Source organism: Pseudoxanthomonas sp. GW835-FHT14C01, from assembly GCF_058793715.1.
Genome location: NZ_JBXAGB010000002.1, coordinates 1,339,793 through 1,356,065 on the forward strand (window position 1 = coordinate 1,339,793; position 16,273 = coordinate 1,356,065).

At 61.3% G+C, this 16,273-nt stretch carries 12 protein-coding genes and 1 pseudogene; 5 read left to right on the forward strand and 8 right to left on the reverse strand.

Annotated features, from left to right (window positions below):
* Positions 1-16: 16 nt before the first annotated feature.
* The 4 genes from AC1Q5B_RS13030 to AC1Q5B_RS13045 form a co-directional block, all read right to left on the reverse strand.
* Entirely contained in the window at positions 17-202 is a 186-nt protein-coding gene (locus tag AC1Q5B_RS13030) for a hypothetical protein (protein ID WP_157074016.1), read from the reverse strand.
* A 250-nt stretch (positions 203-452) separates the two neighbouring features.
* The gene (locus tag AC1Q5B_RS13035) at positions 453-611 is read right to left on the reverse strand and encodes a hypothetical protein (RefSeq protein WP_157074017.1); all 159 of its coding nucleotides are present in this window, start codon (positions 609-611) and stop codon (positions 453-455) included.
* Positions 612-629: 18 nt separating this feature from the next.
* Entirely contained in the window at positions 630-1,388 is a 759-nt protein-coding gene (locus tag AC1Q5B_RS13040; protein ID WP_062350366.1) for an SseB family protein, read from the reverse strand.
* A gap of 2 nt (positions 1,389-1,390) precedes the next feature.
* The gene (locus AC1Q5B_RS13045) at positions 1,391-1,657 is read right to left on the reverse strand and encodes a BPSL0761 family protein (protein ID WP_232310133.1); all 267 of its coding nucleotides are present in this window, start codon (positions 1,655-1,657) and stop codon (positions 1,391-1,393) included.
* 547 nt (positions 1,658-2,204) lie between these two features.
* Between AC1Q5B_RS13045 and AC1Q5B_RS13050 the strand changes: the two are divergent.
* Positions 2,205-2,651 (forward strand): annotated as a pseudogene (locus AC1Q5B_RS13050) (transposase); the annotation flags it as partial.
* 120 nt (positions 2,652-2,771) lie between these two features.
* Here AC1Q5B_RS13050 and istB read toward each other — a convergent pair.
* The 3 genes from istB to AC1Q5B_RS13065 form a co-directional block, all read right to left on the reverse strand.
* A complete protein-coding gene (gene istB, locus AC1Q5B_RS13055) occupies positions 2,772-3,512 on the reverse strand; it encodes an IS21-like element helper ATPase IstB (RefSeq protein ID WP_492632033.1) in 741 nt (246 codons plus the stop codon).
* Between the two features lie 11 nt (positions 3,513-3,523).
* Positions 3,524-5,134: an IS21 family transposase gene (gene istA, locus AC1Q5B_RS13060; protein ID WP_492632034.1), complete on the reverse strand. Its 1,611-nt coding sequence runs from the start codon at positions 5,132-5,134 to the stop codon at positions 3,524-3,526.
* Between the two features lie 149 nt (positions 5,135-5,283).
* Positions 5,284-5,523, reverse strand: a complete 240-nt coding sequence (locus tag AC1Q5B_RS13065) for a helix-turn-helix domain-containing protein (protein ID WP_492632035.1) — start codon at positions 5,521-5,523, stop codon at positions 5,284-5,286.
* Between the two features lie 75 nt (positions 5,524-5,598).
* On the opposite strand from AC1Q5B_RS13065, the gene AC1Q5B_RS13070 reads away from it, so the two are divergent.
* Both AC1Q5B_RS13070 and AC1Q5B_RS13075 read left to right on the forward strand, forming a co-directional pair.
* On the forward strand, positions 5,599-6,015 hold the full coding sequence (locus AC1Q5B_RS13070) for a helix-turn-helix domain-containing protein (RefSeq protein WP_492632036.1): 417 nt from the start codon (positions 5,599-5,601) through the stop codon (positions 6,013-6,015).
* Positions 6,005-6,577, forward strand: coding sequence for a hypothetical protein (locus tag AC1Q5B_RS13075; protein ID WP_492632037.1), 573 nt, complete (start codon positions 6,005-6,007; stop codon positions 6,575-6,577). Before AC1Q5B_RS13070 ends, AC1Q5B_RS13075 begins: the two co-directional genes overlap by 11 nt.
* Here the strand turns inward: AC1Q5B_RS13075 and AC1Q5B_RS13080 are convergent, their stop codons facing one another.
* A complete protein-coding gene (locus tag AC1Q5B_RS13080; RefSeq protein ID WP_492632038.1) occupies positions 6,578-7,615 on the reverse strand; it encodes an SH3 domain-containing protein in 1,038 nt (345 codons plus the stop codon).
* A 293-nt stretch (positions 7,616-7,908) separates the two neighbouring features.
* On the opposite strand from AC1Q5B_RS13080, the gene AC1Q5B_RS13085 reads away from it, so the two are divergent.
* Positions 7,909-15,426, forward strand: a complete 7,518-nt coding sequence (locus tag AC1Q5B_RS13085; RefSeq protein ID WP_492632039.1) for a toxin TcdB middle/N-terminal domain-containing protein — start codon at positions 7,909-7,911, stop codon at positions 15,424-15,426.
* Between the two features lie 9 nt (positions 15,427-15,435).
* Entirely contained in the window at positions 15,436-16,245 is an 810-nt protein-coding gene (locus AC1Q5B_RS13090; protein WP_492632040.1) for a hypothetical protein, read from the forward strand.
* Positions 16,246-16,273 lie beyond the last annotated feature (28 nt).

The window sequence follows — 16,273 nt, forward strand, 5'->3', positions numbered from 1 at the left end:
TGGTCAGGTCCGAAACTCAGGTCCGCCGCGTAGCAGAATCGGCTTGTGACAGCGTAGTTTGGGCGTGCCTGAAATCCTGGAAACCAGCCGCTTGGGCCGCCTGATCCAGCGCCTCGGTGTGAGAGATGTTCTTTTCGCGCTTGAGCGACTTGGCCAAGCGTTTGATGCCCTCCATCGTGGAGGGATGTACGATTTTTGACATGACAGTGTCCTCACGGTCCGATGTGAAATGTCGCCCGTCAGCCATTTCTCGAACCGAACAAGGTCATGGTCGGTTGAGCGGTCCTGCTTTCTCGGCAGTGCTGTTAACAGCTTTGCGATGACGGGCGACGGGCGCCTGCCTAGCGCCCACGACATTACGCTACCACCACGGGACATGATTTTCCTACCGCAGCGTTATTTAGCGCCCTTGACCAGCCGCAGTTCCCAAGCTTCCACGCCAGCGGGAACCCTCAAGCAGGTACAGTCAGCTGCCTGACCCATCGCAGCAGTTCGTCGTGCGGGATCGTCCGTCCGGCGTCCACGTCGGCCAGACCCTCGCGGGTTTGGCGATCCTTCTCTTCTTCGGTCAATTCCGGAAGGAGTGCTAATAGCTTTTCTTCGTGGCTCATTGGATGGGTACGCTGCGCTCAGGTTGACGTGATTCTCTTGAATACGGGCATGATCTGAGGATCATCGAGGCCCGCCGGCAAAGGCTGCGATACGTCGTGGATCGCCACATCGATGATGACGTTTAAATCGCCGCACAAGGGCTGTATGGCAGTGGTCACCATACGGGCGGCTCGCTCGGCGAATACCATGTCGACCACTAGCCAGATCAACAGCCCGGATGACTGCTCGATGCGCCCTGACGAGTGAGTTTCCAGGAGATACGCCGACGAGACGAAAGTGGCAGGTTCAAGGCTGCGGGCGATGGTGGGAGCTAGCCAAGCCGGTGCTCTTAGGGCAGGTCCTACCACAAACTCCGCTGGCGCCAGCCGTTCCACCCTGGCCAAGAAACCCTTATCCAACCATGTCGCGATCTCTTCCGGATACAGGACAATGCCCCCGTCGTTGGGATTGAGCATTAACGTCGCGCCCCGCGAACCCTCCAACAAATCTCGTCCCGGCACCCCCAGGATTTTGACGGCCGATGAGCTGGCCACCTCCGCCTTACCCAGCGAGGTAAAGAACGGGATGGCGTCAAACCCGTCGGGGTGTCGGAACTGGACCAGCCTAGGTGTCCGGGAATCGTCCGAGACAGGCGCATGCACGTAGACCATCGCATCCATCAACTGCTTGAAGAAGGCAAGCTCCTGGGCTGAGTCGCCACGGGCTCGCTCGAGCGCAGCCTCCAGGTCTGCCTCCGCGGCTGACTCGCGTCTTCCGGGTCTGGTCGATCGCTTCATGATCAGATGCGATGCGGGCCAAGGGGAAAGCCGCGAAACCAATCTGCGTCGAACTGACTGGTCAAATAAGGGCGTACGAAGGCCGACTGGGTCAGCTCCCGCAGCCGTTCTTCGTGCTGGGCAATGGCCTCAATGTCGCTGACCGTTGGATAGTGCCGAAGCAGCCGGTACGCCTCTTCCCGTACCGATTTTGGCACGTCCTTGCTGCCGGCGAGTTCTCTCAGGAACGCGCCGGCCTGAAGCACGTTGCGGGTGCGTTCGGCGGGCATGGTCACGCGAATGCCTGATGACGTACTAAGGAATACTTAGCTTACAGACTTTTGGGAACGGTGTTGGCTACAAGCTCTGGCTATTTGCTTAGCGGAACAAAAGATAATATAATCAATAACTTAGTTCGCATAACATCCGTTATGTATAGCGCTATGGGGTAAGCTGCCTGCGCTGTCGCTCAATCCCTACGCTCCCCTGCCCGCGCCTACGACACTTATCCAACTTAGTTGCTCAGGGTTTTGCCATCGAGGTGATCTCATAAGTTGATTGATACCCTGTGCTACCCAGTAGAGTGAAGTGACGATGTTCTCGACTTGTTGGCTCCAGTCGCGAAAAAAATGAAGAAGCTCAGCTTCAGTCTTACCCGCTTTGTATGGACTCTTCGGAGAGCCATCCAGGCGAGTTTGGCCCGTTGATCTCGGTGGCTATCCCATCTTGGATCGCTGACAGGAACGGGTCCAGTGCATCGGCGCTCTGACACTAGCAGGGTGAGTTCAACCCGTCAATGCAACATGATCAACAGTTGCACTGATAGGAGCGAACGATATGGCAAGGATGGGGCGGCCCGGCATGTCTCGAGCCCAGAAGCGAGATCTATGGCGACGATGGAAGGGCGGCCAGTCGCTCAGCGACATTGCCCGCTTCTTTGACAAGAATCCGGGTTCGATTTTCGGGGTTCTGGCCGCGCAAGGCGGGATCGCGCCGAGGGAACGTCGCCGATCCGCCCGGTCGCTGAGCTTAATGGACCGCGAAGAGATATCTCGATGCCTAGCTTCTGGCCAGTCGTTTCGCCAGATTGCGCTCAGCCTAGGGCGGCCTACCTCGACGATTAGCCGGGAAGTGGCACGGCATGGTGGCCGTGACCGATATCGGGCCGCACATGCCGATGAGGCCGCTTGGGAGGCAGCCCGGAGGCCACAGTCTTGCCGGTTGGCCGATAACCCTCGTCTGCGCTGGTTGGTGGCTTGCAAGCTGGGCCAGCAGTGGTCGCCGTGCTAAACGCCAACCAGTTGGGCAGTGATCGCCAAACAAACTGGACACTCCCGCCAAACATTCTGGGCAGCGGCGCCAAATGAACTGGACACCGCCGCCAGCCTGTTGGGCACCTTGAGGCTACTTCGTAGAGGCCGACTTGCGCTTGCGCATCGAGTCGCCTTTCAGTTCCAGCTTGTGGCTACTGTGGATCAAGCGATCGAGGATGGCATCGGCCAGTGCCGGATCGTTGATGAAGGCATGCCAGTCCTTGACCGGCATCTGGCCCAGCATGATCGTGGAGCCGGTGCCCACGCGGTCATCCAGGATTTCAAGCAGATCGCTGCGGCCTCGTGCGTTAAGGCCCGTCAAGCCAAAGTCGTCCAAGACCAACAGTTTCATCTTGACCAATTGCCCTCGCAGCTTGGCCAGCGAGCCATCCTTGTGCGCTACGTCCATCTCTTCCAGCAGGCGACCAGTGCGCTTGTAGAGCACGCTATGCCCTTGACGGGCGGCCTGCGTACCCAACGCACAGGCCAACCACGTCTTGCCGGTGCCGGTGGGACCTGTGATCAGCGCATTCTGCTGGCGTTCTATCCAGCCACAAGTGAGCAGGTCTGCGATCAGACCGCGATCAAGGCCACGGGAGTGGCGATAGTCGATCGCTTCCGGGCTGGCGCTGTACTTGAGCTTGGCGCTCTTAAGAAGACGCTGCAGCCGCTGCGTATCCCGATGACTTTGTTCTGCGTCGACAAGGTGCGCCAGGCGCTGCTCAAAACCGAGACTGCTGTAGGAGGCCTGCGATTGCTGGTGCGAGAGGGCTTCGAGCATTCCGTGAAGGCGAAGCTCGCGCATGCGTTCCTGGGTGGATTGAAGGGTCATGCTATTTCTCCTTAGGTGTTCTGGTAGTAGTCCGCGCCACGCACGTTCTCGTGGGCGATGGGGTCATCGTTTGCCGCGTCACCGCCCTGGATCGGGGTGGCCTCGATACCGCGCTGGAGCATAGATTTCACGGAACTGATGCTGCGGGCATGCATGGCCAAAGCGCGGGAGCAGGCGGCCTGTAGGCGATCCGTGCCGTAGTCCCTGGCCAGCGTGCGAAGTCCGCGCCCGGCCTGCAGGGACTGGGCGGCGTTGGCGTGGTGCTTGAGGTGCTGCTCGAAGAAGGCGGCGATCGCGCCGCCTTGCTGCTGCGTCCAGGTCGTCACCGTGTCGTAGCTGTCCAGGCCGTGCGCGCGGTGGGCCGGGGGCATGTGCTCAGGCAACGTGCTGAGGCCGCCCGGGGTGTCGTCGCGCGGGTGGATTGCCACGCGCTTTCCATGCATGAAGACCGACACATGGTCTGCCGATGCCCGCAGGTTGACCTTCCTGCCAACGATGCTGTGATGGACCGAGTAATAGTGCTCGTTCCACACCACGTGGTAGTCCTGCCCTACCGTGATGCCCACCTTCCACTCGGCGAACTCATACGGCATGTCGGGCAGCGGCTTCAACGCCGGGGCATCCAGTTCGGCGAACAGCGTGTTGCGGCTCTTGTTGCCCACGCCCCGCATCGGCTTGTCATTGAGCCGCTCCAGGAGCGGCGCCATGGCTTGGTTCAGTTCTTCGATGCTGTAGAACACCCGATTGCGCAGCCTTGCCAGAATCCAGCGCTGGGCCAGCTTGACCCCGATCTCCACCGCCGCCTTGTGCTTGGGCTTGCGTGGCCCGGCCGGCATGATGTCGGTGTCGTAATGCGCGGCGAACTCGGCGTAGGTGGCATTGATCAGTGCCCCATCCTCGCGCGTGCGCCGGATGACGGCGGCCTTGAGATTGTCAGGTACCTGGTAGCGGGTGACGCCACCGAAGAAGGTCATGGCCCGGATGTTGCACTCGATCCAGTCCGGGATCTTCTGGCTCTCTACCGCATAAGCGAAGGTCTTGCGGCTGGCGCCCAGGACGGCCACGAAAAGCTCCACCTGCCGCCTGGCCCCGCTCTTGGGATCCGTGATCCAGGGACGCATGCCCGAGAAGTCCAGGAACAACTCCTGGCCGGGATAGTGGATCTGGCGCATGACCAGCCCGCGCGTGCGGGCGTAGCGCTGATAGCGTCGGCGGAACTCCGTCTCCGACATGCCAGCTTCACCGACCTCCAGCGCGTACTCTTCATGGAGCAGGGTCAGGGTGACTCCCGGCCGCTCGTACTCGGCATGCACGTGGGACCAGTCCGGTTCGGCGAAGGGCTTCTTGGCGGCGTGCCGGCCCGGGTTAAGCCGACGGTCCAGCTCCACTTCATCCAGTGGCTCGACAGCATCCCAGTGCAGCCCCTGTTCGGCGACAATCTTTCGATAGCGGCTGACCGTGCTGTACGAGATGCCCAGCGACCGGCCTATGGCGCGGTCCGATTTATCTGTTCGCAAGATCCAGCGACAGATGTCTTTCAGTCTCTGCATGAAGGCGCTCGCGGTCCTGCACGATCCCGTCAGAGGGACTCGGGCAAACGCCACCCGTTCGGCCGGGCTCAAGGCCGGCCGGGAGGCTTGACGATGGGGAGGCGGTTACGCAGAATGCAGCGCAAGAGCTTGCTTCTCTGCATCCTAGGCCCTCGAACGTTGGCGCGTTCGGGGGCTTTTGCATTTCCGCACCATGGTAGTGGGCGGGGAAAGGGTCTAGCTCATGGCAAGCCCTCCTCCGAAGCGGTCTCGTCGTAGCGGGCTGGCCATAGGGATTGAGGAGTGCAGCCAAGCTTGCGGGCGATGGCCTGTTCGATCCGGCGCGAGCGGCGCTTGCCCTGCGAGGTCGCCGTGACGGTCGTAGGCTGGATGCCCAGCTCGCGGGCGATACAGGCCAACGACGAGCCCGCCAATCGCAGGCGCATCTTGATGAACTCGTGTTGTTCCCTTGTGCCCGTCATCACGGTAGTCTTGGCGCATTATTGCGCCAATATAGTGCACAAATGGGATCATCCACCAGCCCCCTCGATAAGGACATGATCGCTCGCCGGTTGGCGGCGGTTCGTGCCGAACTGGGTCTGAGCCAGGCCGCGCTGGCCGAACAGGTCGGCCTGTCCAAGCGAGCCTACATCCACTACGAGCGTGGCGAGCGGGAAGTGCCCACCGGACTGGTCAAGGCGCTGTACGACCTTTATGGCATCGATCCGGTCTGGCTGATGTCCGGCACCGACGAGACACCGCAGAAGGCACGCCAAGCGGGCATCGACTTTCAGTTGGTGGACAAGGTCGTGGCGGCCTTGGATCGTGAACTGGCTAAGGTGGGCCGCAAGATGCGTCCCGAGCACCGCGCCCGCGTCATGAAGGCGCTGTATCAAATGGGCGTGGAACAGGGGCGCATCAGTCCCGAAATCGTGGCCGATGTGGTGGCTGTGGCGGTGGCCCGTGGACGATAGGTCGTCGCGTTCGGCCGGCGCAAAGATTGTTGCGTTTCCCGCTGGCGCAAGAGCCGATCGCGCCGAGGCGCAGTCGGGCCATATCGATGCCATGCAAGAGGTGCTGGTGGCGATCGACACCGCCATCAAGGAGGCGGAGTGGTCGCCCGATCACCAGGACCACTTGGCGATATGCGATGAGCAGGCGTTTCGCAGGCGCTTCGGTTTCACTGTAAATCGACTACAGCGCGAGCAGATCATCACGCTCAAGCACGAGGCCGACCTGACGGACAAGGAAATCAAGATCCTCCGGAGCAGCGGCAGCTTGGTTTTTCAGAACGGCAAGCTCAGCGTCATGGCGCCCACGCTTATTGCGATCTGGGGCTACATCCAGATTGTGATGCTTTTTCTTATGATGATGCTCAGCGTCTTGGCCGCAGTATCCGCTCAGAAAATCAGTTGGCCAGGGATAGCGGGCATCGTGGCACTGAACTTGATGCTCTTGTTTGGAATGAACCTCAGCAATGACGTCTTTATCTGGCCGCAGCGCATTCGCAAGCGCGTGCAGCAGCAGCGGACCTGATCATTCCTCGGCATCGGGCTCAAAAGCAGGTGCCTTGCGGACCAGGTAATGCTTAAGCACCCAGCCCTCTACTTCGCGATCTTCCAAGTGGTTGCGATAGCGAATCTTGAACCAGCGCCCCTGCTTGCCGGTGACCAGAACGAGTTGGTTCGGATGGGCCATGTCGAGAGGCAGACCCCCGGTGATCGCAGACTTCACGCGGACGGCCCGATTGCCGACCACATAGTGGCCGTGCTGGACAGGGGAGTGGGCCCCCAACGCCTCGATCGCGGCAAGCAAGCGTTCGCGAAACTCCCTCTCTTCCTGCGCAGCCCGATCTTCTTCCGCTTGCTCTTGAGTCGCTTGGTCGCGCGCAAACTGCCCCTGAGCGCGTGCCTCCAGATACCCAAGGACGTCGAGGATAAAACAGGCCACCGTGAGGAACAGGACGACCCAATCGGCTCGCGAGAACCCCATCGCGCGCAGTTCTTGGTTTGTCGCACCGGCGAGCGGTAGCTTCGCGATCGAGGTCTGTACGTTCTGAAGCTGGTCCTCCAGCACCTCCCAGTTGGGCTGATCATCGCCAGGCTCTTGATCAGGCAACGACTCCAGTAGCTCCCTGGCGTGCTCAGCGGCCGCGGCGATCTGCGAAACCCAAGGATGGAACTGGTCCAGCTTCAGCCGATCACGCATGTCCTGAAAAGGATCGGCAATGCGTGCCACCTGATCCATCAAGCGGCGATTCTGCTCGATAAGCTCTAGAGTCGCGCTCGATTGACCCAGGACGTTTGCTAACTCTCCGACCCTCAGTGTGCGCTGAATCAGGTCATTGATCCCGAATGAGAGCGAGGAAGCAATCAGCTTGCGATGCTGATCCATGAATTGCTCTTGCACACTCAGATGGTCACGAATGGTTTGCAGCGCGTAGGAGGGGCCGAGCAATTGCTTGCGCCAACGCTCCTGCTGCGCCAGTAAAGCCTGAACCGCGCTGCCTGGGCCTGCCATCCTGGCCAAAGGCGACGTGTATTGCTGGGCGATCTTCGTGATGTTGATCGGCATTGGGGCCTCAAGGACAGGGCATGCCTGGAAATGGTGCGATTGTAGGACGCGCCGAGACCCGCACCCCAAGGCGTGCAGAAGTCCCACTGTCACATACATGCGTTTACAAAGCCAACCCATTGCAGAGCGGATGCCCGGCTCGGATACTGCGCCCGTGCGGGGTCAGGGGTGTGATCGACTTCGCAGTCTGCAATCCCGGTGGGGGCCGGTCGCAGTAGGGCTTCAAAGGGGATTGTCGTTGCCACTGTGACGTACCGCGCGGGCACTGACCGCTGCGGAAACGGAGTTCCGCCATGCCCGATCAAGCTTCTTCGCGCATTTCCGTCGGCGCTGCCGCGCTGTTGTTGCTGGTCTCCAGCCTCATCCTGACGCCGCTAGGCTTCTTTGCGTTCGAGGTGGTTGCGCGGGTGACCGGCGGCAACCTGCCGCCGCAGGTCCTGGTAAGCCCGGATCCGCTGTCTGACAGCGTGTCGGCCACTGCGGGCGAGTTCCGGGTAGACGAGTCTGGCGCAGCCACCTACAGCGTGCCGATCTACGCCGTGCCTGGTACCACGGGGGTGGCGCCCCAGCTCGCTCTAACCTATTCCAGCCAGGGCGCCTACGGCGTTTTGGGCAAGGGCTGGGCCCTGTCAGGGCTGTCCTCGATCACACGGTGTCGCGCGACCCGAGAGGCGGGCGACTTCCTGGGTGGCACCACACCGGATGGCAATCCTCGGCCGATCAGCTTTGGCGAAGCTGATCGCTTCTGCCTGGACGGACAGCGGCTCATTGCCTCCAGTGCTTCGTGCCCCTCGGCCGGCGGCATGAGTGGCGCCGCGCTGGCTACCGAGCTTGAGAGCTTTACGCGCGTGTGCGCCTACACGCCTGCTGGCGTTACGACCGGCCCGACATTCTTCACCGTCGAGCGCAAGGATGGCTCGATCAGCTGGTACGGCGACCGGGACAGCAACAGCGGTGGAGCCACCCGTCCGGATGGATACGTGGAGACCACGTCCCCGCTCAATCCCGGTGCGGCGATCAGCTGGGCGCAGACCCGCTTCCAGGATTCGACGGGCAACTACATCGACTATCTCTACAACGAGAACCCCTCCGGCGCCGGCACCGGAGAGCACCATATCCGGGAGATCCGCTACACCGGCAAGGTAGCCTTGGCCGGACAGTCGGTCTCCAGTGCGCCCTACGCCAAGGTGCAGTTCAACTACAGCACGCTGCCCAGCGCGCAGTGGAGTCGCGGCTACTTCGCCGGCGGGATGGTCACCGCCACGCAACGCCTAGAAAGCATTACCAGCTGCGCCAGTGCCGGTACCGGCTGTCCCACCGACCAGCAGGCACGGCATTACGTGCTCACCTATGCCCCTTCGCCCTCGGGCAGTGGCCAGGACACGCTCGTCGGACTGCAGGAATGCCGGGACAACACAGGCGCTGTCTGCTCGGCGGCCACCATGTTCGGCTGGAGCACGGCTACCCACACGTTCGCCACGTACGAGGCGCCGCCCAATCTGACGTTGGCCACCGATCACTTCAAGAACTTCAAGCTGGGCGATATCAACGGCGATGGTCGCCAGGACCTTGCGGTGTTGTACCTGGCAGGTACCGGGTGCTCGGGTGGCAGTTGGGTGATCTCGATGCTGGGCACGCTCAATGCCAGCGGGCAGCCGGCCTACGCCAACGCTACGTGGAATTGCGTGCCGGCCAACATCACCGATCGTGGTGAGGGCGCTTGGCATCTGTTCGACTACAACGGCGACGGGCTGGATGATCTGTTCGTTTCCAGCTTCACCGGCCAAGGCTGGCGCGTGCACCCCTCCAACGGCGTGCATTTCGACATGGCCACCAACCTGATCGCGGGCCTGTCTCCGATCGTGCCCTCCGCCACGGCTGAGTCTTCCCAAGTGCACTTGGCCGACCTCAACGGTGATGGCCTGACCGACATCGTGTATCCCACCACCGGTACCTTGCGGGCACGATTGATGGAGCGCCAGGCTGGCGGATTCGCCTGGGGTGCCGAGCGGTCCGTGGTCGTGGATGAGACCACCTTGCCGCCGCCGGCACTGGGCTGTGACGATCCGTTCGACAACATGACGCGCAACTGCGAGCGCACCATCTCCGGCACGCTGACCACCAAGACCGGCTTCATGCAGATGGTGGATTTCAACGGCGATGCGGCATCGGACTTGCTGATTCGCATCACTACCCGTGCCGATGTGTTCACCGGCTTTCCAGGATGCGAGATCGGCCCACTCGAACGTCGAGTCAATGACGACGGAACACCCGGCTTCATTTCGCGCTTCCACAATGATGAGGAGGACGCAGGCACCGCCGTCGCTTTCTCCGTACCGAATGATCCGTGCTGGGAACGGGTCACCTCCGACTCGCTATACGCGCTGACCGTGCAGGCTCAGACTGCCAGCACGGTGTCATTGGCAGGTTTCGATGTTGTCTCGGTCGGCAATCCGCACGCCGTGGTGTTCGCCGATTTCAACGGCGATGGTCTGAGCGATCGTGCGGTGCGCAGCACCTCGAACTCCGAGTGGGGCTATGCCCTGAACAACGGTCGTTACTTTGTCGGCGGCGGTGCGTTGACGTTGACCGACTATCGCGACCAAGCGCGCTTTTTGGATGTGACCGGCGATGGCCGCGCCGACATGCTGTATCTGGTCAACTACGGCACCTACAAGGGCTACGCGGTGCGGCGCGCCCTGCCCGAAGGCGGATTCGCGAGCGGCGCAACGCTGCCAGGGGGCAATGCGCGCCTGTGCCAAGGCAGCGGCTGCGACCAGAACAAGCATGTCCCCATCTTCGGCGATGTGGATGGCGACGGAAACATGGATTTCCAGGCGCTGAGCTTCTCCGGCAGCACGGTCGGCACGGCGTTTTCGCGTAGCGCCCAAGCATTCCAGCCGCGAGATCTGATTACCAGCATCATCAATGGCCTGGGCGCCACGACGCAACTGCAGTACGCACCCCTCACCAACACCGCGATTTACCGCCGCAGTACCGGCTCGCGCAACGGGCTCAATTGGGGTCGAGGCTCACCCGTCGTGGATCTGCTGGCGCCGACCTACGTCGTGGCCAAGGCCAGCAGCAGCGCGCCGCGGGCCGGCGATCCCGCTGCCATGGCCAGCCTGTACTACCGCTATGCCAATGCTCGCGTACAGGCCGGTGGTCGTGGCTTCCTGGGCTTTGGCAGCATCGAGACGATCGATCCCAACCAGACCGGTGGGCATGTGGTGACGATGGGCACCTACGCCCAGAACTTCCCCTTCACCGGCATGCCAATGCAGACGGTCAAGAAGGCGGTGACCAGCCCGTATGCGGTGTCCGCTTGTTTGACCGCCACACCGGGCAACGGCTGCTTCGGTGGGCCTGGTGCGGCGCACCCTGACTTGGGCGGGCAGTGGTTCTCCAACAGCGTGCAGAGCTGGGAGATGGCTCCCACCTCGCTGGCCACCCAGACCCCGATCCACGTCCGTACGCAGGGCAGCGAGGAGTCCCTACGCGATCCCTTTACCGGCGAGGTCACCAGCAAGGTTGCCACCGCTTTCAGTTATGGCAGTCATGGCAACGTGACCCAGACGGTCGTGGATACCTACACCGGCGCCTCGACCTTGACGGCTACGCAGATCACCCAGAACACGTACAGCGACGATGTCGGCGCATGGCGACTCGGACGCCTGACTGCCAGCACCATCACCCATCGCCGGCCGGGCTATCCGGATGTGGTGCGTACGGCAGGCTTCGGCTACGCGATGGCTGGTGCCAAGACAGGCTTGTTGACGCTGGAGCAGACCCAGCCTGGCGCCGCCGCGAATCTAGCCTCCGCCAAAGCCTATGCGCTGGATGAGTTTGGCAATCGACTGCAGTCGGTCACATGTGCCGCACCCGCCACTGATTGTTCAGTGTCGGGCTTCGTGTTCCAACCTTCGATCCTGGATGCCATCCGCCGTTACTCCCGCGTGGAATACGACGCCCAGGGCCGCTTCCCGGTGGCTACCTACGAGCCCTTCTCGGACGTAATGGGGAGCCAGGAGCGGCGGACGACCTACGTTGTGTCTCGCAACATCTTCGGCGAAGCCACTGACGTGCTGGACGTCAATGGCGTGCGATCGCTGGCGATCAAGGGAGCGTTAGGTCGAGATTACTTCAGCTGGAGCCAAACCATGCCGGGGGCGTCGCCTGGCAATGGCGGTATCACTGGCACCACCACATACCGCTGGTGTAGCGGCACGGGCGCCGTGCCATGCCCGGTCGGGGCGGTCTTCAGGCAGCAGATCGCCGCCACCGCGGCCGCCCGCCAATGGACTTGGTTCGACGTGCTGGGCCGCCCGATCATGAAAGCCGGCGAGACCTTCAATGTCGGTGTGATCGACCAGGACGTGTCGGCTACCTGCACGGAGTACGACGGTGCCGGACGCGTGGCGAAAACATCCGTGCCGTTCTTCCTGTCTGGCACGGCGGGCACCACCGGTCCGTCCGATGTCGGCAGCGTCTGCAGCGCGCCCTCGCGGGCGTGGGCGACCACCACCTACGACCTGCTGGGCCGTCCCACGCTGATCCAAGCGCCGGATGGATCCCAGCAGAGCACCCAGTACGCGGGTCGGACCACCACCGCGTGGGATCAGCGCAGCAACCCGACCGTGCAGGTGGTCAACGGCAAGGGTGAAGTGCTGTCCATGCAGGATGCCAGCGGCTTTACCACGCAGTTCAGCTATCAGGCCGATGGCAACGTGGCCAGCGTGGCCCGCAACGCAGGCGCCGGCACGATCACCAATACCTTCTCCTACGATGTGCTGGGTCGCAAAATTCAGCAGGTAGATCCTGACACGGGCACAACGACGCTCGAATACAACGCGTTGGGCGAAGTGATTGCCCAGACCGACAATGGCGGCTATCGCACCGAGCGCGAGATCGATGCGCGAGGACGTGCTTGGCGGATCACCGCCAAATTGCCCGGCGGTGCAATCGAAAGCCAGACCACGACCCAATACGACAATCAGGTCAATGCAAGTGGTCAGCCCGTGATGGAAACGACCACGGGCCAGTACGCCGCATGGGCGGGTCAGGCGGGTACAGCGACCCAGTACGACCGACAGTTCCATTATGACCCCATGGGGCGGCCCGCCGGCATGAGCGTCATTCTCGAGGAGGGCATGTTCGGCACTGAAGTGCAGTACGACACGCTGGGCCGCCCGTGGAAGGCGCGCGATGCCAGTGGTGCGTGGAGCAAAACCGAGTTCGGGGCACGCGGTGCTCGAGCTACGTGCGCCAGCGATGCGCTCGATCCGGATCCTTCCTGCAGTAGTGCAGTCGATACCTACAACCGCACACTGGCCACCGATGCCTGGGGCAACGTCAGCCGCGAGATCCGTGCAGGCCAAGCGAACATGGAGGTCCGCAGGCAGTATCACGCCCTTACCGGCCGCTTGACCCAGATCTGTGCCGGCAACACCGCCTGCAATCTGGTGCAGGAAGGCTATGTGTGGGATGCGGCCGGCAACCTGGCCTCGCACCAGAAGGAAGGCCGCTACCTGGAGCAGTTCACCTACGACAGCCTGAACCGGGTGACCGAGGGACGGCTGACCATGGCCAATGGCATCACCGTCAACCAGGTGCTGCTGGCCAATGCTTACGACCAACTCGGCAACATCTGCAGCAAGGATGGGTTGGGTTATGGCTATCCCGGTGCCGACGGGTGCGTTGGCGCATTGCCAATGGCGCAGGCGACGGCCATCCCCGCGCTGGCCAGCCAATCAACAACGATGCCCTCTCTGTTCCCGCGTGCAGCGACACGCGCTATCGCACCTGCGCTCAATCGCGGTCAAATGCTTGCGCCGGAAGCCCGCTACCGCCGCTACAGCGCGGACGATGACCGGGCAAGCTGGGACGACGAAGCTGACAGTTGGTCGCTTGGCTTCGAGCGCCCGCAAGGTGGCGGTTGGCAGCGCAGAACCAAACCGGCGCGAGCGGCTTCTCAGCAGATCGCGCTGCCCACTGCTGGCGCTCAATTGGCTACGCTGACCCGCACCGCGACCACCGCAGCGGCGGTCACGTCCGTGGCCAACAGCCCCCACGCGGTCAACAGGACCGGCGATGGCGCGGCTGCCACGTTCTATTACTACGACGACCGTGGCAACCAGACGCTGCGTGACGCGCCGGGTAGCAGCAACGACCGCACCATCCGGTACACCGCCGATGGCAAGGCCCACGAGATCCAGATGGGCAATGGCCAGACCACGCGGTTCTGGTACGGCCCGGACGGGCAGCGCTACAAGCGTCAGGACGGCACCACCACGACGCTGTACATCGGCGGGGTGGAAATCCTGATCCAGAACGGCCTGCAGAGCGCACGACGGTATGTAGCCGGCGTGGCGCTGCAAACCGTGGTCGGGGGCATCGTCCAGGCGACCAAGTTCCTGTTCCATGATCACCTGGGCAGCCTGATCCGCATCGCCAATATCGATGGCAGCGTTGCCGAAGCGCTGGACTACGCCACCTTCGGTGCGCGACGCGCCTTCGGAAACCCGGCCGGAGGCGGTTCCGCCTCATCCAACACCCCGCGCGGCTTTACCGGGCACGAGTACGTGGATGGCACGGACGTCATTCACATGAACGGCCGCATCTACGATGCGACGCTGGGGCGGTTCCTGCAGGCCGATCCGCTGATCCAAGCGCCGACGAACGGCCAGAGCTGGAACGCCTACACCTACGTGTTCAACAACCCGCTTGTCTATACCGATCCGACCGGCAACTTCAGTCTGCGGCAGGCGCTGGGGCTGATCATCGCCATCGTGGGCACGATCTTCATGCCGTATCTGGCGCCAGTGTTCACGAAGTTGGGGGCGGCCATGCTGGTGGGCTTCGTCAGTGGCTATGTAAGCACGGGGACGCTACAGGGCGGTTTGTTCGGCGCGTTCTCAGCTGCGGTCTTCTACGGGATAGGCACCAAGTTCCAGCAGATACAGGCGGCCAACGGGGCTGACTTCAAGGGCGTGTTCGGTACCGGACTGACAGGCGATCAGTTCGCCAACAAAGTGCTCAGTCACGGCGTGGCCGGCGGTGTGATGTCGCGGTTGCAAGGCGGAAAATTCGGACATGGTTTCCTGAGCGCAGGAGTAGCTGAGCTAACGTCGCCGATGATTGATGGAATCGGTGGCGGTGCCGTTAGAGCCGCTCCAGCACGCGTTGCAGCAGCTGCCTTGGTGGGCGGTACGGTGTCAGAGCTTACAGGTGGAAAGTTCGGCAATGGCGCGATGCAGGCAGCTTTCAGCAGGGCGTTCAACGATGAGTTGCACGGCCTTACTGAAGACATTGAAGTTGGGCGTCAAGTGCATGACATCATCTATCAGAATGAAGCCGCAATATATGGACCCGGATTCGTCACCCGAAATAGGGTTGGCGATATGGGCTGGGGGGATGGCTACACAGACCTAGTCGTAGGATCGGCTATTTTCGAGATCAAACCCGAGAGCTACATGAACAGCTACAAGTACGTGTACGCGCACGATCAGGTCCAAGGATACGTTGACGCAGCAGGACCTCTGTATCGAAAGGGGGATGCAAGGACACTTTTGGGAAGTCGTTCATTCACGGTTAGGACCAGTTCCTTCTTCAGCAATAGACTCTATGAGATCAATGTGCTCAATGATCCACACAACGCCAACTCTGGATTGGTCTTCTACTCCAAGAAGCTTCTTAGCCAGAGTCCGAAATACAGACTCATCGTTCTTCCGTCTGATCAGAGAGAGCCAAGCATGCAATACGCGCCCGCAGGACGACTGCCCGTCTGTGTACGCCCTCCATTCTGTCGATGAGGCGAGAAAATGATAGAGAACTACAATTTCCTAATGGCGGGGCAGAGGATCGAGCATGTTGAAGCTGCACTCTTGAAGGAAGGGTTTCGTGCTTTTCTGATCGAGCAAGAGCGAGCTCTCCTTTTCGCAAACGAGCATGAGATCGATCAGTACCGACAGTTCAAGAGAGAGCGTGCGAGCGAAGTGCTGACTGCCCGTAGAAATGTTGGTGCCTTCCATCATGCGGGAGACGGGTTTGTCTCTCCATTTCTTCAAGAAATCAGAGCGAAAGTCGAGAGGGGACAAGCGACTTATCCGGGAATGAAAGCAGCCGAACTGATTGGGCGGGGTCGAGAGGATGTTCGCGTGCTCGTTATGGAGTTCGCCGCGCGTAGTAGACATCAACGAGCTGCCGAGGCAACGCTAGAGTCCGACGACACCTCGGAAATCAAGACTCTTGGAGGTGCTGCGGCACTTGTAGCTTCGTATGCCAATGCTACGGGAGCTACTTTAATCCATAAGAAGGTTAGTGATGGCCTTGTTCTGTACACCTATTCCGTGGGCGAAGAAGAGTGCATTGCAATGACTGTCGGCGGGTTGCCGCGTATTTCTGAAGCCGGCTTCGATATGCCGTGGAAGCCATATCTGATAAGAAAATCAGCAGCTAACTTGGCGGGCGCACACATCTCAACGCTGAGTGAAGCGAAACTAATAGACGTAGGATCCGCTATCGCGGGATTTTCGCTCTACAACAGTGGCGAAACAGCGCGAGAGTTTTCTCATTCGCTGCGCGCATATGATTCAGCAGTCAAGGTTGTATTGGCTCAAGCAAAAAACTAGTCAGTGGATGGCGATCAGCCGAGAGCAA